Here is a 22,435-nt window from a genome sequence, read left to right on the forward strand (position 1 = left end):
CATCATGGTCGACGGCCGCAGGTGCGCGGCTCGACCAAGTGCGTCGACATCGCCGAGGCGGCCATCTTGGTGCAGCGGATCAAGACCCGCATGCTCCGGGAAGCGGCCGAGCGCCGCGAGGCCGGCGCCCCGGTCGACGCCACGTTCGACGCCATCGCCGACGCCTGCTGGCAGGCAATCAAGTCGACGCTGCGCACGTCGGGCGAGCGCCCGTCGATGCGCGCCCGACGCCGCGAGTTCCTCCGCGTGGTGCTGGCGTTCGGGCCCGAGACCATGGGCTCGCGGATGGACTATCGCAAGTTCGTCGAGGTCCGCGACCGCCTGCTGACCGAGCCGGCGCCCGCGCGCAAGCGCGGCCGCCCGCGCAAGAGCGGCGGCAAGGGGATGATGCCGAAGAGCATCAACAATCTGCTGCGGGTGGCGTGCCGTATCTTGACCTTCGGCGCGACGCGCATGGGCCTGTCGCTGCCCGATCGCCCGCTGCCGCCGTACACGGATCTCCTGCTGGTGGTGACCCCGCGGTCGAGGTACCTGCGCGAGGGGTCAGAGCAGCAGCGCCTGCTGGCCTTGCTCGATCCCGACCTCGCAGACGTCATCCGCTTCGCGCTGGAAACCGGCCTGCGCTGGAACGAGCTGGCCGGGCTCGCGTGGGACGACGTCGACGTGGTCGAGGAGTCGGTGACGGTCTACCTGAAGGGCAAGGGGCACGATCCGATCCCGCACACGACGTTCCTGTCGGAGACGGCCTTGCAGATCCTCGACCGCCGTCGCGCGAAGGCGCAGTCGCAGTACGTCTTCACCACGAAGGCCGAGGCCGAGACCCGCTGCGACGACATCGTGTATCCGGCGGGGGTGGAGGTGCCGTGGACCTACAACCGCATGCACCGTCAGCTCGCGCCGGCACTGCGGGAGGCGGGCATCGAGGATTTCGGATTCCACGATCTGCGCCGGACGGCGGCCCGCCGGCTCTGGCTCGACTCCAACATCGAGGTGGCGGCCGCCTTCCTGGGCCACCGGGATACGAAAACCACGCTTGCGTATCTCGGGTTGACGCCCTCCGACGTGCATGCCGCCCAGCGCCAGCGCGCGCTGCAGCAGGCGCGCCGCCAGGCCGAGATCCGCAAGGCAATTGACGAGGGCCGGCCGGTGCCGGAGCTCGAGGACAAGCGCATCGCGCGCATCAAGGCCCAGTTCGTGCACGACGAGAAGCTCGCGGAGGCCCGCAAGGCGCGCCGCGCGCAGGAGCGCCGGCGCCCGCCGGCCGGCGCGCCGGACGCCTGATGTCAGCGCCGGCGGGCCCGCCAGCGGTAGAGCTCGCCGACCTTCTCGACCCCGCCGTCCTCCGGGACCGCCGCAGCCGCGGCGGTCCCTTTTTTCTTGTTCGGTCGGGATCTCTCCTCGGCGTAGCGGGCCGCCTCCCGGCGCAGCGCATCTGCCAGGAAGCCCTTGCGTACGGCGAGGTGGGCGTCGCCGTGCGCGGCCTCGAGCTCGGGCGCCGACAGCTCGGCTCCCCCGGCCTCGCGCAGCGTCTCCTTGGCAGCCGCCAGGAAGAGCTCCTCGAAGCTGTCCCCGCCGGGGCGCCGCGGCTTCGTCTCGCCGGCGAACCACCATTCGGCGCCGATCATGACCATTTGGCTGCCCTTCAGCGCGGCGACGACCAGCGCGCGCGCCGCGCTCTCCTTCAGCGGGTAGGTGGTCGGCGCATGGAAACGCGCAAAGATCTCGTGCGAGCGCGCAGGCCGGCCGCGGTCGCACAGGAAGACCGCCACCGCCCGGGCAAACGGGGGGTTCGCGGCGCCCTGGTGGTCCGCCTGGCGGACCCGTCTGCGCTCGGGGGCACCAGGCCGCCCGGTGCCCTCCAGGGCCGCCCGCAGGTGGCCTGCGGCGGTCGAAAGATCTGGCGCGGCATCGGTCCTCGCCTCTGCTTCGGCTCGCCTCCGCAGGCCGTCGGCGTGGGCTTGGCCGAGGCGCTTGGCCACGCGGCCCAGGCGCTCGTCGGCGACCTCCTGGCCGGCCGTGGCGACCATGCTGCCCCCGGGACCGGGCTTTGCCTTGCGCGGCCGGCCGCGCGCGGCGGGCGGCGGCCCTGCGGGGACCGGCGTCGGGACGGCCGGCGCCGGCGGGGCTGGCTTCGGCGGGGCCTGCTGGGACTGCAGCACCTGCTGGGCCTGCTGGGCCGGCGGCGAGGCGCCGGCGGCGCGCGCCGCCTGCCAGTCGGCGAAGAACCGGCCGAGCCGGCCATGGGTGTCGGTCAGACGCTCGCGCATGTCCGCCACGGTGACGAGGTCCGGCCCGCCGCGCTCGCGCGCCAGCATGTCGGCGACCGCATCGACGCGCGCGCGCGTCGCCTCGGGCAGTGCGGCCGTCTTTCCGGGGAAGCTTTCTGGCATCGGCGGCGAGCATGCCGGCGAAAGGTTGACGCCGCGTTTGCCGGATTCGCCGGCGCCGTGCCGCGCGCGGGCGCTCCCGCCGCGCGCTGCGCGTTTTCCCCACAGCGTCGGCGGGCGCATCGGATTCGCTTGCCCAGCAGGGACTCGCGCTCGCGCGCGCTTCGCGGTTAACTCACGCAGTCCGTTAACCGCGCGCGCGCGCGAGGCACTTCCTGGTTTTCTACCCCCAAAAAATGGCGTTTCCCGCCAGCACCTTGTCGGACCAGCCCGAAACTCAACCACAGGACTAATTAGGGAACGAAGGGGACGGTGCGGGACCGATGGGGATTTAATCCGCCTCTAAATTCCCCACAGTGGGCCCCCGGGGGCCCCCACCTCGGCGACCTCCTCGACGCTTGCGCCGGCTTCCTCTGAGCCCCCACCTCGCCGAGGGCAAAACCCCTCCGGGGCGCTGAAGGCGCCCAAAGAGAATATTATTCTACTTTTCTGTTTTACCGATTCCGCCTCGAACGGGCGCGCAAAGTCCCTTTTCCGGGCTGCCGCCGACCCCCGCCGAAGCACAACGCTCCAAGGATTCATATTCCGACCGATCCGCCCGCGCGCGTCGACCGCGGCCGCGGTCCTCGCCATCGGCACCTGCACTACCGGTACGACAACGGTCGGATATCGAATCCTTGCTTTTTGAAGGGTCCGTTCCGACATGATGGTCCGCTCCGGCACGGGCGGCGATGCTGGAGAATGCGTCCCAAAAACGCGAGGCAGGCCCGACCGAGAAAAGGTCGCGCGCGACTCACCGCCGATCGGCCTAATGTGATCCGGGTCCGCCCGGTCGGACCATTTCGGCGAGAGAACTCGCCGCTTGGCCCAGGAGGGCGTGAATGGCGTTGAAGGCGGTCTTCGTCGGCATCGATCGGCACCGCAGTCCCGACGTACCCGAACTCGGCGGCGCGAAGCGCGACGCGACCGCGCTGTGGGCGCTGTTCACGGATTCCGTACCCGGGCTCGCTTCCCGCCTCCTCGTCGACGAGCAGGCGACGCTTCCGGAGGTAGGGGATGCGATTGTCGGCACTCTGAACGCCGCCGACGCCGACGACATCGTGATCGTGAGCTTCGCCGGACATGGGTCTCCGGACGGCAGTCTGGTCCTGTACGACACCGAACCTTCGGATCTCTCCGGCACAGCGCTGTCGATGACCGTGCTGGCCGAGGCGTTCCGGACCAGCAAGGCCAAGGTCGTCCTCTTCATTCTCGATTGCTGCTTCAGCGGCCACGCCCCGGCCCGCGTGCTCGAGACCGCGGCCAGGCCACGCAGCACCCTCGCCCTGACCGGCATCTTCGGCGAGGGCCGGATCCTGCTCGCAGCCTGCGCGCCGACCGAGTCCGCGTGGGAACAGCCGGGCACCGGCCACGGACTTCTCACCTACGCCACCATCCAAGCGATGACCGGAAGCGCGGGCGCGCCCGTCAGCTTCCCTGCGGTGGCCGACGAGATCATACGGCTCGCACGCGTCGAGGCGACGCGGATCGGCGTGACTCAAACGCCGGCGTTTCTCGGCAGCGTCCAGGGAGGACTGGTTTTCCCGGCTCTGGTGCGCGGCGCGAACTACGCCGCGGCGTTTCCGGCCGTGCCGGTGCACCGGATCACGGGCTCGTTCGCGGAGCTCGCCGGCGCCGGCTTGCCGCAGGAGATCGTCGACCAGTGGAGCGCGACTTTTCCAGCCGGCTTGAACGCCCTGCAGATCAAGGCGGTGAACCAATTCGGCGTGCTGGATGGCAAGTCGCTGCTCGTCGTCGCTCCGACCAGCAGCGGCAAGACCCTCGTCGGCGAACTTGCCGCCATCCGCGCGGTCGCCGCCGGCAAGAAGGCCGTCTTTCTGCTGCCGTACCGCGCGCTGGTGAACGAAAAATTCGAAGACTTCAGCGCACGCTTCGCGCCGGCCGGCCTTCGAGTCGTCCGCTGCAGCGGCGACGCCTCCGACGGCGTCGCGCCGGTACTGAGCGGTCGGTACGACCTCGGCTTCTTTACCTATGAGATGTTCCTGAACCTTGCGCTTTCCTCGCCGCACCTGCTCAACCAGCTCGGTCTGGTCGTGCTGGACGAAGGGCAGTTCATCACGGATCCCACGCGCGGCATCACCGTCGAACTGATCTTCGCACTGCTGCTCCGCGCGCGGCAACGAGGCATCGATCCCCAATTGGTGGTCCTGTCCGCGGTCATCGGCAACCTCAACAGTTTCGACCGCTGGCTCGATCTACCGTTGCTAACCTCGCGCGACCGTCCCGTTCCGCTGATCGAGGGCGTGCTGGATCGGCGCGGCACTTTCCAGTTCGTCGATGTCGACGGCACCACGAAGACGGAGACCTTGATCCCGACCGGGCACATCGTCCAACGGCGCGACAAGCCGAGTTCGCAGGACGTGATCGTGCCTCTCGCCAAGCAGTTGGTCGCCAAGGGCGAGAAGATCATCGTCTTCCGCAACACGCGTGGTCCGGCACAAGGATGTGCGCGCTATCTGTCGAAGGAGCTTGGTCTCCAGCCCGCGACCGACGTCCTCTCCGCGTTGCCGACGCAGGATCTGACGGCCGCGTCGCAGGATTTGCGCAACTGCCTCGCAGGAGGCACCGCCTTCCACAACACGAATCTGCTGCGGGCCGAACGCGAAGCCGTAGAGCGTGGATACCGCGCCTTGAACGGGCAAATCCACGTGCTCGCCGCCACCACCACGCTCGCCGCCGGCATCAACAGCCCGGCCTCGACGGTCATTCTCGCGGAGAACGAGTTCGTCGGCGAGGACGGGCGCCCCTTCACGATCGCCGAGTACAAGAACATGGCCGGCCGCGCGGGACGGCTCGGCTACAACGAGATCGGCAAGGCGATTATCCTTGCGGATACGCCGGTCGAGCGGGCGCAGCTATTCCAGAAATACGTGCTCGGCAGGCCGGAAGACGTCACTTCTTCGTTCCAGCAGCGCGACCTTCCGACCTGGATCCTCCGGCTGCTCAGCCAGGTCCGCGGCGTGCGCGCCGAAGAAATCCCGGGGCTGCTCGCCAACACGTTCGGCGGCTACTCCGCGTCTCTGGCGAATCCGCACTGGATCCGGCATGTCGAGAGCGACGTCGCATCGCTCGTCGACCGATTGCTGCAGGCAGGCCTTGCCGAGCGCGACGGCGACCTGATCCGTCTGACGCTGCTCGGTCGCGCCTGCGGATCCTCCTCGCTCGCTTTCGAGTCCAGCCTGCGCCTGATCGAGTTGATGCGTCAGCTGGACATCGCGCGCACGGACCCGGTCAGGGTGCTCGGGATCGTCCAGGTGCTTGCCGAGATGGACGCGATCTACACGCCCGTCATGAAACGCGGGCGCGCCGAGGGCATCCGCGCCAGCCAGGTCGGACAGCGCTTCGGGGCCGACATGGCGCACTTCCTGCAGCGCTATTGCGACGGCGAGTTCGAATTCCTGGCGAGGTGCAAGCGCGCCGTCATCCTGTACGACTGGATCGAAGGCGTCCCCGTCGACGAGATCGAGCGGCGCTACACGACGATCCCTTTCCAAGGCGCCGTCAGCTACGGCGACATCGCCCGGATAGCGGACGGTGCCCGCTTCCATCTTCGATCGGCCCACCAGATTTTGTCGGCCCTTTTCCCTTCGCATCCAGACTTTCTGCTCGCGCTCGACGGGCTGCTGCGGCGCCTCGAGTTCGGTCTCCCGACGGACGCGCTTGGACTGCTGGGACTGCCAGTGGCCCTGTCGCGCGGCCAGTATCTCGCGCTGGCGGCGACGGGCGCGCGGTCGGTCGATGCGGTCCTGTCTCTCGGCGCCGAGACGTTGACACGCTGCGCCGGGGATGCGGCCGCAGAGGCGATCGGCGCGATCGAGAAAGACCGGGCATCGGCCTGATCGTCGGGGCGCGATGTGGAACGCGGCGGCGCCTCTTGGAACCCGGACACCCTACCTAGCACCGCATATGTAAGAAATCTGAGACATATTTCTTACATAGATTGACTTCTGTAAGAAATTTGATACATATTTCTTACATGGGAGCCGCGATATGGCCAGCAGCACAGTAGCCCAGATCTACAACCGGATGAGCCACGACGCCCAGCCGAGCAAGGTATGGACCGCACGCGACTTCGCCGATATCGGCTCACGGTCGGCCGTAGATGTCGCGCTCCATCGCCTCCGGAGCGACAACCGGATCCGACGCGTCGACCAGGGTCTCTACGACCTTCCGCGCCCCAACCAGCTCACGAAGAAGATTTCCCCGCCCGACTACAGGTCGGTGATTCAGGCGGTGGCGCGACGAGACGGCGCCAAGGTGTTGGTCGACGGCATCACCGCCGCCAACAACCTGGGCTTCACCAACGCCGTGCCGGCCAAGGTGGTAGTGTGGACCGACGCGCGCGTGAAACCGATACATCTCGACAAGATGGTCATCGATTTCAAGAAGGTCGCGGCCAGCCGGCTTGTATGGGCGGACCGCCCGGCGGCTCAATTGGTACAGGCTCTGATCTGGCTGCGCGATGTTCTACCCTCGGACGACGTCGCGAAGCGCCGCCTCAAGGCGATCCTGAACGACGGCGATGACGGGCAGCGCATGCGCAAGGACCTGCAGGACCACCTGGGCGACCTGCCCGACTGGCTCGTTCCGCTGGTGAAGGATATCTTGAACGACGCGACGACGCCGGCTCCGCCACCGCCGGCTCGCACTCCGTGAGAGGCAATCATGAGCGACCTGCAGCAGATCATCCGGGCCAGCGCTGACGACCGTCGAGGTCTGTTTCAGACGACCGGACAACGCCTGTCGTGCGCGCCGGAGAACGTCGAAAAGGATTTCTGGGTCTGCTGGACGCTCGATGCGCTCTACAACAAGGCGGGCATCGGGGAGCGCCTCCTGTTCAAGGGAGGCACTTCGCTCTCGAAGGCCTTCGACCTGATCCAGCGGTTTTCGGAAGACATCGACATCACGGTCTTCCGCGACGACCTGCCGGGCGATCCGTTTCCCTCCGACGACGAACTGCGTGCCATGGGATCGAACAAGCGCAAGCGCCAGCTCGATGAGATCAAGGATCGCTGCAGCAGCTACATCCACGGTCCGTTCCAGGCCGCGCTGACCAAGTTCGCCGCCGCCGAGCTCGATGGGATGAAGTTCAAGATCGAGCCGGATCCGGACGACCCCGACAAGCAGTCCGTTCTCTTCCACTATCCAAGCGCGTTCACGAATTCCGACGAGGCCTACATCCGCCGCGTCGTGAAGATCGAGTCAGGAGCGAAATCGGCACTGGATCCGCATGAGACCAAGACGATCGTTCCCTACTCGGCATCCGACACCGATGGACTGGATCTCGCCGTACCGAACGTGCTGACGATCAAACCCGAGAGGACGTTCTGGGACAAGATCATCATCCTGCACGGACAGCGGCACTGGTTTCAGAATAGGGGCGAACTCTACAAGGACGGGCAGCGCCTGTCGCGCCACTACTACGACGTATTCCGCCTTCTCGCCTCCGAACACGGCGACGCCGCGCTGCAGGATCTGGAGCTCGCGGAAAGCTGCGTGAAGCACGCACGCCTCTACTTCGACCGCAAGCCTCTCGATCTCGACCAGGCGACGCCCGGAACGTTCGGCATCGTGCCCGCCGACGGCATGCTCGATCCGCTGAAAGCGGACTACGAAAAGATGGCCGGCATGATCTTCGGCGATATCCCACCGTTCGACAACATCCTCGCCAAGATCAAGGCGGCCGAAGCGACCTTGAACGCAGCGTGACCGTCGCTCGGACTTCTCACCGACGGCACCGAAGATTCCCGACGGCCTCGCCGACGGCAAATCCGACGGCCGATCGCCGGGCGGTTGTCACGCGGCTCGCGTATGCTATCCTTCTGGTTGCATTCCCGCGCAGCGCGACCGTTGAGGTGATCCATGGTCATGATCGAGTCGACCGCTCCCGACCCGCTTGAGACGATCTTTGCGGACTTCGAAAGGAAGTCGGGCTGGACGCTGAGCCCGCAGGCGAAGACCATCCTCAAGGAAGGCCTCAAATCAGTCCACGTAGATACGCTCGGCCTCGGGGATTTCGCCGTGGCCGTTGATAGGGCTCCCATAGTCCGTCAGGTCATGGGCGCCCTACCTACGTTTCTGTTCGATCTCGCGAAGAAGGCCGACAACCGCGCCAAGATCGAGACGTCCAAGCGGACGATCGGCGGCGTGTTCGTCCTCCAGAACATGGGACTGTGGCAAAGCCTGTCGGGTTGCACGTGCTGGCCGATCTGAGCCGACCATGAACGGTTCAGCGCCTCCGCCCCCCACGACGATCAAGGACACGATCGACGCGAACTCCGGTCGCTTCGAGTTCCTCAAGCAGACACTCACGCTAGGCCTTGCCGGTATCGGCGGCGTGGCGGCGCTCTTCACCGACCCATCGCGCGTTCCGAGCGACACGCTCTCCAAGTGGGTGCTGGTGCTCGCCGGCACCGGTTTGCTCTTCGTCGTGGCGTTCGCCGTCATGGGGCTCTCGGCCTATGCAAATCTGCTGACAGTCACCGCGAAGGTTCCTCAGAACCCCGATGACGTGGACAAGTATTCGAAGGGCGTGCGCGGTCATGCGCGCGTCGTGATCATCGCGCTTTTGCTGGCACTGGCGAGTACGGTCACGTTCGCGGTCAATCGCTTGTTCGCGCCGGCGACGGCGCCCGAAGGTGCGCTCACGGCTGCTGCCGGCTTCGTCGCGAAGGAGACGGGCCTCACCTCCGACAGGATCCACTTCGACAAGATGGAGACCGATAGCGACGCCTACGTCGTCATGTTCACGGTGCCGACGACCGGCAATGCCTTCACTGTCCGCGTCGCGAAGAAGGACGGCAGCATCGCCCAGGCCACGCAGCAGAAGAAACCGTAGCGGATCGTTGCGCCGACTCACAGCGATCGCTATATTCGGAACGGGCTCGCCACCTTCGACCTGTCGCCGGATCAAACGGCTTCCACATCGACCATCCCGATCCTTTCGGACCGAGGCACTTGGCTTAATCGGCGACCCGTGTGCCCCTAACCGAGGATTGTCAGATGAAGTCGATCGTCACTCTCAACGATATCGAACGCATGAAGGATGCCCTTCGGGCATCGCTCCCCGACGTCAAGTCGTCCCACCGCGTCGAGGCGCTCGCGCGCGGCCTGGGCTGGACCACGAACGCGTCGATGCGCGCGGCGCTCGCAACGGCGCCGGCGGGGACCGCTCCGGACGAAGGCGCCTTTCAGGACTACCTGCGCCAGCATTCCTTCGACGCGCCTGGCGGCACGCTGCTGCGGGCGCTCGCGCAAGCCGGTCTCCGGAAGGCGATGGATCTCGCGCCCGAGCTCAGCAGCTTCGGGTACCGCGTGACGCGTGGCCGCAGCGAGACCGCAGAGGAGGCCGAGGCACGTTTCCTGGAGAACCGCGACGAGATGCTCGGCAAGCACGGCGTCGAGGAGTTCATCAGAGCTGCCGAGTTCCTCTCGAAGTTCGGCCGGCGCAAGTCGATGAACCGCAAGCGCAGCAGCTACGGGCTGAAGCACGACGCCGAGCGCGAGGCAGGAGACTACGTCGCGAACGGCATGCTGATCGCTGCGGCTCTGGCGCTGGGCTTCTCCGCTGAGCGGACCCATGCCGGCTCGCCAAACGCCTACTTCAACATCTCGTTCAAAGGGGCAGCGTAGCCGCGGCGATCATGGTCGGCATCATCATCAGCAGCAGCATGATGATGCCGATGCCGGCGCTACGTCGACGATAACCGCCGCGATGATCATCGGCCCGTCGGACCCGCCGGTGCCGGATTTTCCGCCGATCGTTGTACGCGGGTTGTACAGGATTTTTGAAAACGACGGAAATTCGGAGCGAAAAATGCTCGGAATTGCCTGGTTTTACAGGAGCAAATTGATTGGAGCGGGCGAAGGGAATCGAACCCTCGTATGCAGCTTGGGAAGCTGCCGTTCTACCATTGAACTACGCCCGCGGATGCGCAGCCTGCGCCCGCTCTGATTAGCCGAGACGGCGCATCTCGCCAAGCGCTTTGGCGCAGCCCGCCCGACCCTTCTTAAGTTTCCGGTAAGATTTTGGGTGCGCGCCGGATTGTGGCGGTGTTATGATCGCCTGTCTGGGGAGACGTGCACTGAGTGGGGCGTGTGCATGGTGGGGCGTGGCTACGCGATATTCGACACGACCATAGGGCGTTGCGGCATCATCTGGAGCAGCACCGGCATCGTCGCCGTGCAATTGCCGGAGGCGCGGGAGATTGATACCCGCCGCCGGATTTTCCAGGTCCATCCCGAGGCGCGCGAACAGCGGCCGTCCGCGAATGCCGCGTTTGCGATCGAGGGCATCGTGGGCTTGCTGAAAGGCAGCGATGCTGATTTTTCCGAGGTCAGCCTGGACGCAAGCGGGGTGCCCGGCTTCAACCGGCGGGTCTATGAAGCGGCCTGCGCCATCCCGCGCGGGGAGACGCGCACTTATCACGAGATCGGCAAGACGCTGGGCGCCTCCGGCGCCGCGCATTCGGTGGCCCAGGCGATCGCGAAAAATCCCTACATGCTGATCGTGCCCTGCCACCGGGTGCTGGAGGCCGGCAATTACACCGACCGGCTTTCGCCCTATGGCGGGGTGATCTCCAAGCGGCGGCTGCTGTCGCTGGAGGGCGCCCATCCGATCGCCAGCAAGACGCTGTTCGACGTGCTGCTGCCCGTTGCCCCACCGAGACCCTCCACCTAGATAGGTGGCATGGACGCGACCACGCTGCTGACCACCCCCTCGATGACCGTCTCCGAGTTTCGCTGCGACGCGGGACCGGACGACAGCCCGTTTGCGGAATGCCGCACCGGCCATTCCATCGCCTATGTCCGCGCGGGCAGCTTTGGCTGTCATTGCCGCGCCGGGTTCTTCGATCTGGTGGCGGGCTCGATGCTGGTCGGCGCGCCAGGCGAGGAATACACCTGCACGCATGAGCATGTCGCCGGTGACGTCTGCTTGTCCTTTTTCCTCAGCGAGGATCTGGTCGACGCGCTCGGCGGCCGGCGCGACGTCTGGCAGGTCGGCGCGACGCCGCCGCTGCCCGAGCTGATGGTGCTGGGCGAACTCGCCCAGACGGCGGCAGATGGCAACAGCGACCTCGGTCTCGACGAAGTCGGTCAGATCCTCGCCGGCCGTTTCGTCGATGTCGTCTCGGGCAAGGCGCGCAAGCCGACGACGCCGACCGCGCGCGACCGCCGCCGCGCCGTGGAAGCCGCGCTGTGGATCGACGCCAATTCGCATGCCGAGGTCGACCTCGAACAGGCCGCGCGGCAGGCAGGGCTCAGCCCGTTCCATTTCCTGCGGCTGTTCTCCGCCGTGCTCGGCGTCACCCCGCATCAATATTTGCTGCGCTCGCGGCTGCGGCACGCGGCGCGGCTGCTTACCGACGATGACATCGCCGTCACCGACATCGCCTATGACGTCGGGTTCGGCGATCTCTCCAACTTCGTCCGCACCTTCCACCGCGCCGCCGGCGTGTCGCCTACCAAGTTCCGTCAGGCCTCGAAGGGCGAGCGCAAGATTCTCCAAGAACAGCTTGCCCTCAACTGACTAGGTTCGTCTCCGGCGCGCGCCGATTGCGGCGCGCTTTGGAAATGGAGACGACCATGTACGACCATATCGGATTGCGCGTAGCCGACCTCGACGCCGCCACGCGCTTCTACACCGCGGTGCTGGCGCCGCTCGGTTATGTCCTGTGCTCGAGCGGTGACGGTTATGCCGGCTTCGGGCCGAAGGGCGAACCCGGGCTATGGCTGCACCTCAACAAGGGACGCAAGGCCGATGGCGCCCATATCGCCTTTCGCGCCGGGGATCATGATTCGGTGAAGGCGTTCCACAGCGAGGGCTTGAAGAGCGGCGGCCGCGACAATGGCGGCGCCGGCCCGCGCAAGGATTACAGCCCGACTTACTACGCGGCATTCTTGATCGATCCCGATGGCAACAATGTCGAGGCGGTCTGCACGTGAGTACGGCAGCCCTCACCACACACATTGTCATGCCCCGGCTTGACCGGGGCATCCAGTACGCCGCAGCTTCTCGATTTCATCACAGCGGCCACTGGAATACTGGATCGCCCGATCAAGTCGGGCGATGACAGCTGAGATGACGGCGCTATCGCTCGCTTCTCTACACAGGACTCAACCAGGATTCAACAATGGCCTCCATCCACAACGACATTCCCCTCTCCGCCCCGGCGCGCGACGTCTGGGATGCGGTGCGCGATTTCGGCGCGCTGCATCGGCGGCTGGCGCCGGGCTTCGTCACGGCCTGCACGCTCGACGGCGACGCGCGCGTCGTCACCTTCGCCAACGGATCGGTGGCGCGCGAGATGCTGGTCGATTGCGACGATGCGCGGCAGCGGCTGGTCTACGCGATCAACAACGAGCGTCTGAAGCACTACAGCGCCTCGGTGCAGGTGATCGCGGAGGGCGAGGCGAGATGCCGCCTGGTCTGGATCATCGACATGCTGCCGAACGAGCTCGCGCCCTATGTGCAGGGACAGACCAAGGACGCCGTCGCCGCGATACACCGACCGTTCCCGGCAGCTGCTGCGTGATCTTTCTCACAGAGCCCAGCCCTCGTCCGCAATAACCATGGCGGCGTGCGCCCGGTTGGCTCCGCTCTCCCGGCGGCGCCACGCACGCGAGGAGCAGGCCATGAGAGGTGCGGACAAGGTGATCTGCCAGGCAGCCGCCGTGCTGCTGATGTTTTCGATTTCGAGCGCGCCGGCAAAGGCGCAGTTCCTCGGCGGCGGCGGTGCCGGCGGCGAGGACATGATGACGCAGATGGCACCGATGCTGGAGATGATGAAGGCCAAGATGGGCAAGCGCCGCTTCGGCATGATGATGCAGACCATGGGCCCGATGATGAGCCGCATGATGGAGAATGGCGGCGGCGGAATTGGTGGCCTCGGCGGCGGCAATCTCGGCGGCGGTTTCGGTGCACCCAATTACGGTGGCTACGCGCCGATGGGCGCAGGCGGATACATGCCGACCGGAATGGGCGGCATGGGTGGCGGCGATATCATGGGCATGCTCGGCGGCGCCGGTGGCGGCGACATGATGGCGATGATTCCGCAACTGATGCGGCTCACCAACGTCGGTGGCGGCCATCGCCGCCACCGGCACCGCTAGTCCGCAGCGGCCGACAGAGCCGGCCTGATCGCAGGTTTGGTTTGGCGCGGTCCCCAGCGTGTCAGCACCACGCTGGAGGATGAGAGCAGGCCGAGCACGACCATCGAGCTCGCCGCCAGCCAGAAGAAGTTTTGCGCGGTGGCATCATGCGTCGACAGCCACCAGCCGACCGCCGCGATGTAGATCAGCCGCGCGGTCTGCGCCAGCACCGGCCCGATCACCTTCGCAGCGCCCTGCGACGAGAAATACATCGTCGAGGCGAGGCCGATGAAGGCGTAGAACGGCGCCACCGTCGACAGATATTGATGGCTGGTCGCGCGCACGGTCGCGCTGTCGGTGAAGATGTTGACCCAGAGATCGGGGAAGATCGCAACCAGGCACGCCGGTGCACCGACGGCGACGAAGGCGCTCGCCGCCGCGATCCAGGCGATGCGCCGGGCGCGGGCGATGCGGCCGGCGCCGACCGCCATGCCGATCATCGGCACCGAGGCGATGCCGAACGAGAACGCGATCGAGGTCAGCAGGAATTCCAGCCGCGCACCGATGCCGTAGCCGGCGAGGATCGCGGTGCCGAATTTCGCAAGCATGTGGGTGAAGATCGAGATTGTCAGCACCGATTGCAGCGGCGAGAAGCAGGCAACGGCGCCCACTTTGAGGATGTCGAAAAACATCGCCCATTGGATGCGAAGTCCGCGCAGCTTCGGCGTCACGCGGGCGCGGCCGGAGAACAGGTACCAGCCCATCACGCCGATGTTCATGCAATAGGCAATCAGCGCGCCGGCGGCGACGCCGCGCATGCCGAATTGCGGCACCGGACCGAGCCCGAGGCCGAGCGTGCCGCCGAGCACGATCTGCCAGGCCGCAGAATTGAGGATCAACAGCGACGGCAGCTTCATGTTGCCGGTGCCACGCAGGACCCCGGCCATGGTGTTGAGCAGCCAAGGCAGCACGGCGCCGCCGAAAAACACCTGGGTGTACGCGATCGCATGCGTCAGCACCTCGCCGCGGCCGCCGAGCATCTCAAGCACCTTGGGTCCGAAGATCAGCATGCCCAGCATGAAGACGAGGCCGAAGCTGATGCCGATCAGCAGCGCGTGCGCGGCGAGCGTCCCAGCACGCTCGCGATCGCCGGCGCCGAGCGCCCGCGCGATGGCGGAGGCTACCGCGCCGCCCATCGCACCGCCCGACATGGTCATGGTCAGGATCACTGTCGGAAACACCAGCGCCATCGCGGCCAGCGCTTCCACACCAAGACGTCCGATATAGGAGGTCTCCGCAATCACTGTGCAGGTACCGGCGGAGAGCGCGACAACGTTGGGCCACGCCAGTCCGAGCAACGTGCGCAGGATCGGCCCGTCCGTCAGCGCGCTCCTCACGGGGCGCGGGGGCGGCGGCAGCGGACGCTCTTGTTCATCGACCGGGATTTCGGCGATGTCTGACATGTCCTCTCCGGGCGAAGCGCCATTTGCGGCGCAGCAATGCTTAGGTGTGCCAATGAATTGGTTCGCGCGCAGGGCGCAACGAGAGGCTTGTTAGCACGACGCGCAGCGATTCCTCCTGCGCCAGGTGCAGGCGTGCCCTGCGGCAGCGCATTTCGTGGAGGAATTAACCGATGCGCCAGAGCAACGGCGGACGGCCGCCCGGTGTCGGGGACAGGTGCACGCCGATGTGCCGCCCGCATCCGGCGGCAAGCCCCTCGAACAACCCCGCCAGCACCTCGGCGCAAGCTGGGTGGTGATCGGCGACGCCGTCCATCAACTTCCAGCTCTGCTGACGGATTTCAAACGTGCCTTCGGATTGTGTCGTCTCAGCCGCATCGTCCTGCGCGACCAACAGCGCGTTGAGGAACGTCGCGAATTCGCTCGCACCGCCGCGGCCCATCGACAGCGCCGCAGCGACCTCATCGAAATATTGCATCCCGATCAGCTTGCCGGTGAGGTGCAGGAGATAACCCGCATCCTCCGGACCGAACAGCTGCACCATTACGGGCGCGGCAGTGCGCACATATTCCATGGCGTAGTTGCGATAGGCTTTTTCCAGTCGCGGTCTCGGCCAGCTTGCGACCGGCAATGCCGGAGCCGCGGCGGCATCGAACAGCGGCGCTTCGAGATGCCGCGCGAACACGAGGCGCTGGTCGAGTTCGAGCGGCTGGTCATATTGATAATAGTAGCCTTCGAGCCCGTCCTGGCCGTCGACGCTCTGCTTGGTGCAGACGAACCCCAATCTGATATCGCCGAGCGCGACACCGTTGTTGGCGTGCCAACCGCGCAGCATTGCGCGTGAGACTTCGCCCGGCACTCCGCAGATCGCGGTGCCCTTCCAGATCCAGCGCGGCGGCGGATAGCGGATCCAGGCTTTGCGGTCGCTCTCATACATGTATTCGACGTGCACCCCGCCGATCCAGTTCGAGAGGTAGTGATATTGCGCGGCCGCCACAGCGGGCGGCAGATGGCTCAGCCCGAGCTTCTCCAGCCCCGGCAGGAAGCGCTCCTGCTGCTGGCGGCGAAACACGCGAAACACGAACTCCGCAGCATCTGCCGTGCCGCGCCGCGTGACCACGGTGAGGATCAGGCCGGTAAAATAGGCGTGATAGAGATCGGCAACCGCGCGCCAGCGTTTCCATTGAGCTTCCTGCGCGGGGTCTGATGCGGCGGCCATGTTCGCTCCCGATCGTTGTTTTGATCGAGTGTGTCACTGCATCCGGTGAGGGACAAGCTGAGCCGCACGCAGGGCGCCCTGCACGCCGGCTCGCCAATTCCGCATCACGAATTTTGCGAGGCTTAGTTTTGCGCAGCTTTGGCGGCACGCTCGCGCTCGACGCGCTCGGTCACGTCACGGGCCATCGCCACCGATCCCTGCACCACTCCAGCGGCGTCCCGCACCAGCGCGAAGGTCATCTCGATGTAGAGCTTGCGTCCGTCCTTGTGCAGCGCGCGGGTCAGTGTCGGCTTGCCCGCAAGCTTCATCGCGCCGCTGGCAAGCGCGGCCTCGAAGCCTTTCCAGTGCGCGGCGCGCAGATGTTCGGGAATGATCAGGTCGAGATTCTGGCCCAGCGCTTCGTCCGCGGAGAAGCCGAACAGTGCGGACGATGCGCGATTCCAGCGCATGATCGTGCCGGAGCGATCCGAATAGATCAGCGCGTCTGCAACGTCGTCGAGAATTTTTGCGTCCAGTTGGGATTGATCTGTCATTTCGCCACCTCGGACGTAGCCCGGATTTCGCTTCTCATCCTGACACAGATTCGGTGTCATCGCCCGACTCTATCGGGCGATCCAGTATTCCAGAAGCGGATGTCATCGAACCGATAGGTTGCGGCGTACTGGATGCCCCGGTCAAGCCGGGGCATGACAGCGGAGGGTGTAAATGAGGGCATAGTTTATCCCCAAAACGCCCCCCTTTCTGCATCTACGAACGTCGAATCGATCCGTGAATAAGGGCAAAGCTCGCCGCAAATGTGGGCATAGTCGATCCGCAACCTGGCCTCCGGACAAAAAAATCGGCCGCGCCGGCGCCGCGACCGATTGGGTAAAATCCGAGAATTTACACCGGCAAGGCGCCCTCGCAGTCGACGCTTCAAACCTCTAGTGACGCCGGCACGTCGTCACGCCGATAGATCCAACCGCCAATCTTGAGCGGTGCGAAGGCCGGCTCAATCCCGGCGCGCTCCATCGCCCTCCTGACGGTGGTAGGGTGCATTCCCCGCTCGCGGGCCAGAAGCCACGCCGAGATGAACGTCTTGCGGAAGGCCTCGACCTCGGCCGGCATCACCACGACCTGCTCTTGCCTGGTCACGGGATTCCTGACGACGACCGTCTTGATGTAGCCCTCCTTGATCAGGGCACGCGCTACCGGCTCGGAGGTGCAGATCGCGACGGTCGCCTGCCGGAGCTTCAGCCCACCGTGGTCCCGGTCCCGTACGATGCGCATCACCTCGGCCAGATCGAGGAGAAGGGCGGCATAGCCGTGCTTTCCGGTAAGCCTGAAGGTGCTCTTCAGATGCCCGTCGAGCAGGTGACGCAAGACAACCGCCGTCGGCCTGCTCGTCCGCCGCGGCACGTCCTTCATCGAAATCTGTCCCTTCGATCGTGCCGCCACGGGCTTGGCGTTCCGCAGGATGCTCCCGACGAAGGCATCGAGCTCCGAGATCGCGTAGCGCGGCCTGACCTTCGATTTCGGCGGCATCGCGACCGGTCGGATGAACCCGTCCCGCGCGAGGCGCGCTGCGTCCGCGGCCGTCGCACCGATGTGCTTTGCGACCTCTGGGATGGCCAAGGACTGCCTCTCCAATTCCACCGCCTCCAAGCCGGCGCGGGCGTCGAACGCGATCTTGTGGAACGAATAAGCCATCTGGCGATCGCCGATCACGCCGAACCCGTGCAAGACCTTCTTCAGCCGATGCGGATTGAGGCCGGTTTCGTCCGCCAAGGACCAGACCGAGTGCAGCCGGCGCTCGTCGACCACCTTGCCCAAGAACTCCTCTCCCGACCGCAGGGCGAAGCTATTGAGCACGAAGTCGGTTACGAACGACCGCACGGGCGCGAACGCCGCATGCCGCGGATAGACGCGCTGCCGGCGGGTCTTCAGGAGCTTGAACAACGAGCCGATCGCTGCGGCGGGCCCGTAGAGCCCCCCTTTGCGTAGCAGGGAGAAGTCGTGCTGGATGTCCTCCAGAAACCCGGTGAACGCCTCCGCGCCGCCGCGCAGGATCAAAAATCCGGCGTGTCCACCCAGACGACGCCGTTCTTCGTCGAGGCGATCGAAATCCACCGTGCGCCCGTAGAGCTTCATAGCTCCGACGAGCTGGCAAAGCGTGATCGCGACGTGAATCTCGAGTGTGTCGAGCAGGCCGACCGGCGCCGATCGCTTCGCCAGCCTCGCCGAAACGTAGTCCTCCAGGCCGGTCGGCCGCCGCCGGACGGCGCTGCTCGACAGCGCATCCAGACGCGGCAGCGACGGCGCGACCAGCCGCGCGAAATCATGGCGGAGTCCGTATTCATCGGCGCTCGCGACCTCGACCAGGCCGAGACCGTGGACCGCGCAGGTAGCCACCGCCTCGATGCACCAATCGGCGCGGTTGAAGACCACCGCCTCCGGATCCCGGTCCGGATCGGAATTCGCGGCCCGTCCGCCCGAAGGCATTCCGGGCAAACCATCACGCGCCGGCGTCTCAGCATGTCGCGGACGAACATCTCGCCCCGATGCTGATAATCGAAGCCCTTGCCACGAACGAAAGCAAACTCCATGAGGCCCGCCGCGGGGAGCCCGGCCAGCTCGGCCAGGTCGGCGACGGCACCGTCGGCGCCGTCCACGATGCCCTGGAAATCGAGTCCGAAGTCGCCGCAGAGCTCTAGCGCCGTCAGGCCGTTGAGGAAGGCGAGCCGCGAGAGCAGGCTGGTCGGCGGCTCGGACGCGCACTGATCGAGCGTTGCCGGGAGCTTCATCAGAACTTCCTGGTGGTCTTGCGGACGTTTTTGCTCGGACCGACTGACAGCTCCTCTTCTTCCTCCTCTTCCAGGATGACGCTAGGGTCGAGGTCCATCCAGTTCGGCGACAAGAACATGTTCAGGGCCTCCGGCTGCATCGTGCGCTCGGCATAGGCTTCCGCGAAGTCCTTCCGGCCAACGGTCCGGCGACGGCCCTCGACGCACAGCGTGATGGCCTCGAGCAAGATCTCGATCACCAAGCCCATCTGGAAGGCCGCCGCCCGGCGCAGCCGGGGCACCAGATCCTCCTCCTGCTTGGCGACCTTCAGCCCGACCGCCTTCGCGAAGCTCTCGACGACGTCGGCGATCCATGCCGCGTCGTCCTCCGGGCCGAGATCTTCGAAAACGACGTACTTGAGGCGGCGGGAGAGTTGACGGTCGCCCTTGGTCACAGCCACGATCTCGTCGGTGCCGCTGAGGATCAGGTGGACCGGCCAGATCCGGGAGATCATCAGGTTGCGCAGCGTGTCCCTGATCTTCTTGAGCTCCTTCTTGCTCGCCTGGTGCAGCACGTTTCCGAAGTCGTCGATGTGGAGAAACAGGATCTTCTGCGCCCTCAACTGTGCCCTGACGCGCTTCCAGACCTCGTTCTCGCGCAAGACCGTATCGGAGTCGGGGTCGTAGTTGAGCGCCTCGAGGACGGTGTAGCCGAGTTGGCCGAGGGTGCACGAGCCCGGCGCCAGCACGCTGACGAGGATGCAGCCGGACCCCGGCTCGCCGTACCCCGGGAAGGCCGGATGCTCGGCGAAGGCGACCTCGAGGGCCTCCGTCTTTCCCGAGCCGCTTTCGCCCACGACGGCGAAGCCGACGCCGGCGCGGCGATTGCGCCCGGAGAGCGGCTTGTTCTTGAAGCGCTTCTTTACCGCATTCTTGATCAGGCGCTTGATCTGAACAGCGATACGTTCGTCGCGGTTCGACCTCACGTAGGTGGCCTCGAGCTTGGCCATCACGGCCGCCACGCGGCCGTCCTCGACCGTCAAGAAGGACGTCAGCGATGCCAGCCGGTCGGCGATGTCGTCGTCCACCACCGGCTTCACCTGGGGCCTGCGGCGGCTCACTTGCCGCCCTCGTCGGGGATATCCCAATGCACTCCGCGGGACTTGTTCTTGGCAGCCGCGGGCTTCGCGGGAGCCCGCTTCGTCGCCGGCCTGCGCTTGGCAACGCGCGGCTTAGCGCGACGTTTCGGCGCTGCGGCGCGAGCCACAGCGTTGTCGTGCCCATCGACCGCCTGAGCACCGTCAAGGAGATCCCTGGGACCCGCCCGCTTCGCCCTCTTTCGCTCCGCCACGAACTTGACGCCGATCTTCATTCGGCGATGGTGGTGGGCGATCTCCTTCGGCGACATCGGCTCGGTCGCAATGTTCATGCGCTGGCGGCCGAGCTTCCCGACCTCGACGAGGTGGGCGATCGTGTCATCCAGAAGCGGCTTCGTCAGCTTGTTCAGAGCCGCGTTGCGAAGCTGGAATTCATCCCAGGCCGCAATCCAGTCCTTGGCGGTGACGCCTTCGAGTTCGCCCGGTCCCTCGACCAGAACCCAGTCGTCCCCGATCTTGGCCGAGATCGCCCCAAGGTTCATGAGGTTGACCCGCGCGCGCACTTCGACGTGCTTCTTGGCCACGAAATGCGCGTTCAGTTCGTCCGACTGGTAGTCTACGCCCAGCACACGCAGGCCACTGGCGTCGAGGACCGGATGGAGTTCGACGCCGAACACGATGCGCCGCAGATGATCGTCCGGCGGAGGATCGACGCCGAATTCCTCGGTCAACCGCAGCCACGCTGCACGGGGCGCCTCGCCGCCGAGCCCCGAATGCGGGTGGTTGTGGTAGTGATCCACCTTGTACCGGACAAGCGCCTCGGCGAATTCGTCAACGGTGAGGTTCGCGCGCCCCTGACTGTCGTAGTCCCCTTTCTCCACCACGTCGGAGAACGTCCTCCCGGCGAACATGGCGATGAACTTGTCGTTGGTCGTGCGGAACACGCGCTCGACCGTTCCGCGAAGGAAGGGCACGGCGCTCACCGTGGTCTGGAAGACGACATCGAGATCCACGACCCGCGCCCGCACGTCCAGGTTGGCGAAACTGGTGCCGGCGTCGGCAACGAACATCTCGGGCGTCCCGTGGATGTCGAGCGGCGTCAACGCGCCGGCCGCATCCGCGTACGGCTGCTTGTCCGAGACGATCATGTCGAGCGTCCGGATCGCGTTGGCCGACGAAGCCTTGCGGGCGAGGCTCATTCCGACGACGCACTTCGTCGCCACGCAGATGGCGAGGCACAGCACCAGCCTCACCCTCGGCACCCTGGCCTTCTGCTCGTCGGTGTAGGTGTTCCAGACGCCAGTCAGGATCAGCAGGATATGCAAGTCGACGGTCCACTCGTCGATCTCGACGCGCTCGAGCGGCCGAACGACGTCGGCAAGGCCCGTGGTGACGGCGCGGAAGTAATTCTTGGCGCGTTCCTCCCCTTCCTGACCGGCCATGAGATCGAACGCCGGGATCTTCGCGACCTCGTCGAGCAGGCAGGTGTAGGACGGCGTCTTCAGGTCCGGAAGACCAGCGTCGCGACGCTCTTTGTTCAGCTTCTCGATGTGCGACGACATGTCCCGCCACACGACCGAGACGTCCGGTTTCTCCGGCGTGGCGACGCGTAGGGAGAACTCATAGAGGATGGCGTACTCCAGCGCGTTGAAGCGAGCCTTCTTGTTCCCGCACTTGCGGTGGTCCGTGCGCAGCGCCAACGGATTCATGTTGCCGGCGACGAGAGCTTTCACCCAGTCGCGGAGGCATCGCGGCCCGGGCGGCTTGCGGACGACGACCTTGCGGCCGGCGCGCTTGCGCTTGTTCTGGGAGACGTTCGCCGTTTCGGTCTTCTCGATCTCTTCCGCGATGGCCTCGATGATCACCGCCAGCACGTCGTCGCTGCCGACCTTCTTTCCGCTCTCCTTGGCCTTTTCCCTCATCGCCTTGATCGCGATGGCGAACCTGTCGTCCTTGGCGATCTTCTTCTTGCTCTTCTTCGCGTCTTCGACCATGCGGATGTACGCCACGCAGTAGGCGAACTTCCACATGATGTCGGCCTGCTCCTCCTGCGGCAGGTCGCTCAGATGATCCACGCCGGCATGCATGCGGGCCTTCGCGACCCCAGGACGATAGAAGTTGCGGTCCAGCCGGAAACCCGGGCTGAAGCGCACCACATCGACCTGATCGCGGCTGAGGGTCTGCGTCGCGTCGGCGTTGTCGGCGCGAGCGATCGTGACAGAGGTCCTGTCGTGGTCGAGGATGGTGTATTCGACGCCGTCGATGACCATGCGGTCGTGACGGCCGAAACGCAGCCGGACGCCGCCGCGGGGGCGGGGAGCAGGTGCCGGAGGATCGATGCGAAGCTTGGCCATGTTAC

At 65.9% G+C, this 22,435-nt stretch carries 19 protein-coding genes, 1 tRNA gene and 1 pseudogene; 12 read left to right on the forward strand and 9 right to left on the reverse strand.

What is annotated here, in order from left to right:
• The first annotated feature begins 21 nt into the window (after positions 1–21).
• Positions 22–1,281: a tyrosine-type recombinase/integrase gene (locus ABIB66_RS06200; RefSeq protein ID WP_354254564.1), complete on the forward strand. Its 1,260-nt coding sequence runs from the start codon at positions 22–24 to the stop codon at positions 1,279–1,281.
• Positions 1,282–1,283: 2 nt separating this feature from the next.
• Here the strand turns inward: ABIB66_RS06200 and ABIB66_RS06205 are convergent, their stop codons facing one another.
• Positions 1,284–2,510 carry a hypothetical protein gene (locus tag ABIB66_RS06205; RefSeq protein ID WP_354254566.1) on the reverse strand — a complete coding sequence of 409 codons (1,227 nt, stop codon included), beginning with the start codon at positions 2,508–2,510 and terminating at the stop codon, positions 1,284–1,286.
• 758 nt (positions 2,511–3,268) lie between these two features.
• Here ABIB66_RS06205 and ABIB66_RS06210 point away from each other — a divergent pair.
• From ABIB66_RS06210 to ABIB66_RS06235, 6 genes are all read left to right on the forward strand, one after another.
• Positions 3,269–6,286 carry a DEAD/DEAH box helicase gene (locus tag ABIB66_RS06210; protein WP_354254568.1) on the forward strand — a complete coding sequence of 1,006 codons (3,018 nt, stop codon included), beginning with the start codon at positions 3,269–3,271 and terminating at the stop codon, positions 6,284–6,286.
• Positions 6,287–6,437: 151 nt separating this feature from the next.
• Positions 6,438–7,103: a DUF6088 family protein gene (locus ABIB66_RS06215; protein WP_354254570.1), complete on the forward strand. Its 666-nt coding sequence runs from the start codon at positions 6,438–6,440 to the stop codon at positions 7,101–7,103.
• Positions 7,104–7,112: 9 nt separating this feature from the next.
• A complete protein-coding gene (locus tag ABIB66_RS06220) occupies positions 7,113–8,156 on the forward strand; it encodes a nucleotidyl transferase AbiEii/AbiGii toxin family protein (RefSeq protein ID WP_354254572.1) in 1,044 nt (347 codons plus the stop codon).
• A gap of 153 nt (positions 8,157–8,309) precedes the next feature.
• A complete protein-coding gene (locus ABIB66_RS06225) occupies positions 8,310–8,660 on the forward strand; it encodes a hypothetical protein (RefSeq protein ID WP_354254574.1) in 351 nt (116 codons plus the stop codon).
• A gap of 7 nt (positions 8,661–8,667) precedes the next feature.
• Complete coding sequence (locus ABIB66_RS06230; RefSeq protein WP_354254576.1) at positions 8,668–9,285, forward strand: hypothetical protein; 618 nt, start codon at positions 8,668–8,670, stop codon at positions 9,283–9,285.
• 164 nt (positions 9,286–9,449) lie between these two features.
• Entirely contained in the window at positions 9,450–10,079 is a 630-nt protein-coding gene (locus ABIB66_RS06235) for a hypothetical protein (protein WP_354254578.1), read from the forward strand.
• Positions 10,080–10,301: 222 nt separating this feature from the next.
• On the opposite strand, the gene ABIB66_RS06240 is transcribed toward ABIB66_RS06235, so the two are convergent.
• Positions 10,302–10,375: transfer RNA gene (locus ABIB66_RS06240), tRNA-Gly, on the reverse strand.
• A gap of 173 nt (positions 10,376–10,548) precedes the next feature.
• On the opposite strand from ABIB66_RS06240, the gene ABIB66_RS06245 reads away from it, so the two are divergent.
• The 5 genes from ABIB66_RS06245 (at position 10,549) to ABIB66_RS06265 (ending at position 13,559) form a co-directional block, all read left to right on the forward strand.
• Positions 10,549–11,127 (forward strand): methylated-DNA--[protein]-cysteine S-methyltransferase, encoded by a 579-nt coding sequence (locus ABIB66_RS06245; protein ID WP_354254580.1) that lies wholly within the window; start codon positions 10,549–10,551, stop codon positions 11,125–11,127.
• 9 nt (positions 11,128–11,136) lie between these two features.
• Positions 11,137–11,976 carry a helix-turn-helix transcriptional regulator gene (locus tag ABIB66_RS06250; protein WP_354206153.1) on the forward strand — a complete coding sequence of 280 codons (840 nt, stop codon included), beginning with the start codon at positions 11,137–11,139 and terminating at the stop codon, positions 11,974–11,976.
• 56 nt (positions 11,977–12,032) lie between these two features.
• Positions 12,033–12,392, forward strand: coding sequence for a VOC family protein (locus ABIB66_RS06255; RefSeq protein ID WP_354206151.1), 360 nt, complete (start codon positions 12,033–12,035; stop codon positions 12,390–12,392).
• A 188-nt stretch (positions 12,393–12,580) separates the two neighbouring features.
• Complete coding sequence (locus ABIB66_RS06260) at positions 12,581–12,982, forward strand: SRPBCC family protein (RefSeq protein ID WP_354254582.1); 402 nt, start codon at positions 12,581–12,583, stop codon at positions 12,980–12,982.
• Between the two features lie 100 nt (positions 12,983–13,082).
• Positions 13,083–13,559, forward strand: coding sequence for a hypothetical protein (locus tag ABIB66_RS06265; protein WP_354063973.1), 477 nt, complete (start codon positions 13,083–13,085; stop codon positions 13,557–13,559).
• On the opposite strand, the gene ABIB66_RS06270 is transcribed toward ABIB66_RS06265, so the two are convergent.
• The 7 genes and pseudogenes from ABIB66_RS06270 to ABIB66_RS06300 form a co-directional block, all read right to left on the reverse strand.
• Complete coding sequence (locus ABIB66_RS06270) at positions 13,556–15,001, reverse strand: MATE family efflux transporter (protein ID WP_354063971.1); 1,446 nt, start codon at positions 14,999–15,001, stop codon at positions 13,556–13,558. The genes ABIB66_RS06265 and ABIB66_RS06270 overlap by 4 nt on opposite strands.
• 163 nt (positions 15,002–15,164) lie before the next feature.
• Complete coding sequence (locus ABIB66_RS06275; RefSeq protein ID WP_354063969.1) at positions 15,165–16,217, reverse strand: hypothetical protein; 1,053 nt, start codon at positions 16,215–16,217, stop codon at positions 15,165–15,167.
• A 122-nt stretch (positions 16,218–16,339) separates the two neighbouring features.
• Positions 16,340–16,750, reverse strand: a complete 411-nt coding sequence (locus ABIB66_RS06280) for a PAS domain-containing protein (protein WP_275168440.1) — start codon at positions 16,748–16,750, stop codon at positions 16,340–16,342.
• Positions 16,751–17,132: 382 nt separating this feature from the next.
• Positions 17,133–18,698, reverse strand: a complete 1,566-nt coding sequence (locus ABIB66_RS06285) for a hypothetical protein (protein WP_354254735.1) — start codon at positions 18,696–18,698, stop codon at positions 17,133–17,135.
• Positions 18,698–19,000, reverse strand: a pseudogene (locus ABIB66_RS06290) (TniQ family protein); the annotation flags it as partial. The pseudogene ABIB66_RS06290 and the gene ABIB66_RS06285, both read right to left, overlap by 1 nt.
• Positions 19,000–20,100 (reverse strand): TniB family NTP-binding protein, encoded by a 1,101-nt coding sequence (locus tag ABIB66_RS06295; protein ID WP_212277674.1) that lies wholly within the window; start codon positions 20,098–20,100, stop codon positions 19,000–19,002. The pseudogene ABIB66_RS06290 and the gene ABIB66_RS06295, both read right to left, overlap by 1 nt.
• Entirely contained in the window at positions 20,097–22,430 is a 2,334-nt protein-coding gene (locus ABIB66_RS06300) for a TnsB C-terminal domain-containing protein (RefSeq protein WP_354254585.1), read from the reverse strand. The genes ABIB66_RS06295 and ABIB66_RS06300 overlap by 4 nt, the downstream gene beginning before the upstream one ends.
• Between the last annotated feature and the right edge of the window lie 5 nt (positions 22,431–22,435).

Origin of the sequence: Bradyrhizobium sp. F1.13.3, from assembly GCF_040548265.1 — a bacterium.
Classification (GTDB): domain Bacteria; phylum Pseudomonadota; class Alphaproteobacteria; order Rhizobiales; family Xanthobacteraceae; genus Bradyrhizobium.

Coding starts and splice junctions, on each gene's coding strand:
- ABIB66_RS06205 (WP_354254566.1), bottom strand. CDS start 2,510: ATGCGCCCGCCGACGCTGTGGGGAAAACGCGCAGCGCGCGGCGGGAGC.
- ABIB66_RS06210 (WP_354254568.1), top strand. CDS start 3,269: ATGGCGTTGAAGGCGGTCTTCGTCGGCATCGATCGGCACCGCAGTCCC.
- ABIB66_RS06215 (WP_354254570.1), top strand. CDS start 6,438: ATGGCCAGCAGCACAGTAGCCCAGATCTACAACCGGATGAGCCACGAC.
- ABIB66_RS06220 (WP_354254572.1), top strand. CDS start 7,113: ATGAGCGACCTGCAGCAGATCATCCGGGCCAGCGCTGACGACCGTCGA.
- ABIB66_RS06225 (WP_354254574.1), top strand. CDS start 8,310: ATGGTCATGATCGAGTCGACCGCTCCCGACCCGCTTGAGACGATCTTT.
- ABIB66_RS06230 (WP_354254576.1), top strand. CDS start 8,668: ATGAACGGTTCAGCGCCTCCGCCCCCCACGACGATCAAGGACACGATC.
- ABIB66_RS06235 (WP_354254578.1), top strand. CDS start 9,450: ATGAAGTCGATCGTCACTCTCAACGATATCGAACGCATGAAGGATGCC.
- ABIB66_RS06245 (WP_354254580.1), top strand. CDS start 10,549: ATGGTGGGGCGTGGCTACGCGATATTCGACACGACCATAGGGCGTTGC.
- ABIB66_RS06250 (WP_354206153.1), top strand. CDS start 11,137: ATGGACGCGACCACGCTGCTGACCACCCCCTCGATGACCGTCTCCGAG.
- ABIB66_RS06255 (WP_354206151.1), top strand. CDS start 12,033: ATGTACGACCATATCGGATTGCGCGTAGCCGACCTCGACGCCGCCACG.
- ABIB66_RS06260 (WP_354254582.1), top strand. CDS start 12,581: ATGGCCTCCATCCACAACGACATTCCCCTCTCCGCCCCGGCGCGCGAC.
- ABIB66_RS06265 (WP_354063973.1), top strand. CDS start 13,083: ATGAGAGGTGCGGACAAGGTGATCTGCCAGGCAGCCGCCGTGCTGCTG.
- ABIB66_RS06270 (WP_354063971.1), bottom strand. CDS start 15,001: ATGTCAGACATCGCCGAAATCCCGGTCGATGAACAAGAGCGTCCGCTG.
- ABIB66_RS06275 (WP_354063969.1), bottom strand. CDS start 16,217: ATGGCCGCCGCATCAGACCCCGCGCAGGAAGCTCAATGGAAACGCTGG.
- ABIB66_RS06280 (WP_275168440.1), bottom strand. CDS start 16,750: ATGACAGATCAATCCCAACTGGACGCAAAAATTCTCGACGACGTTGCA.
- ABIB66_RS06285 (WP_354254735.1), bottom strand. CDS start 18,698: ATGCCTTCGGGCGGACGGGCCGCGAATTCCGATCCGGACCGGGATCCG.
- ABIB66_RS06300 (WP_354254585.1), bottom strand. CDS start 22,430: ATGGCCAAGCTTCGCATCGATCCTCCGGCACCTGCTCCCCGCCCCCGC.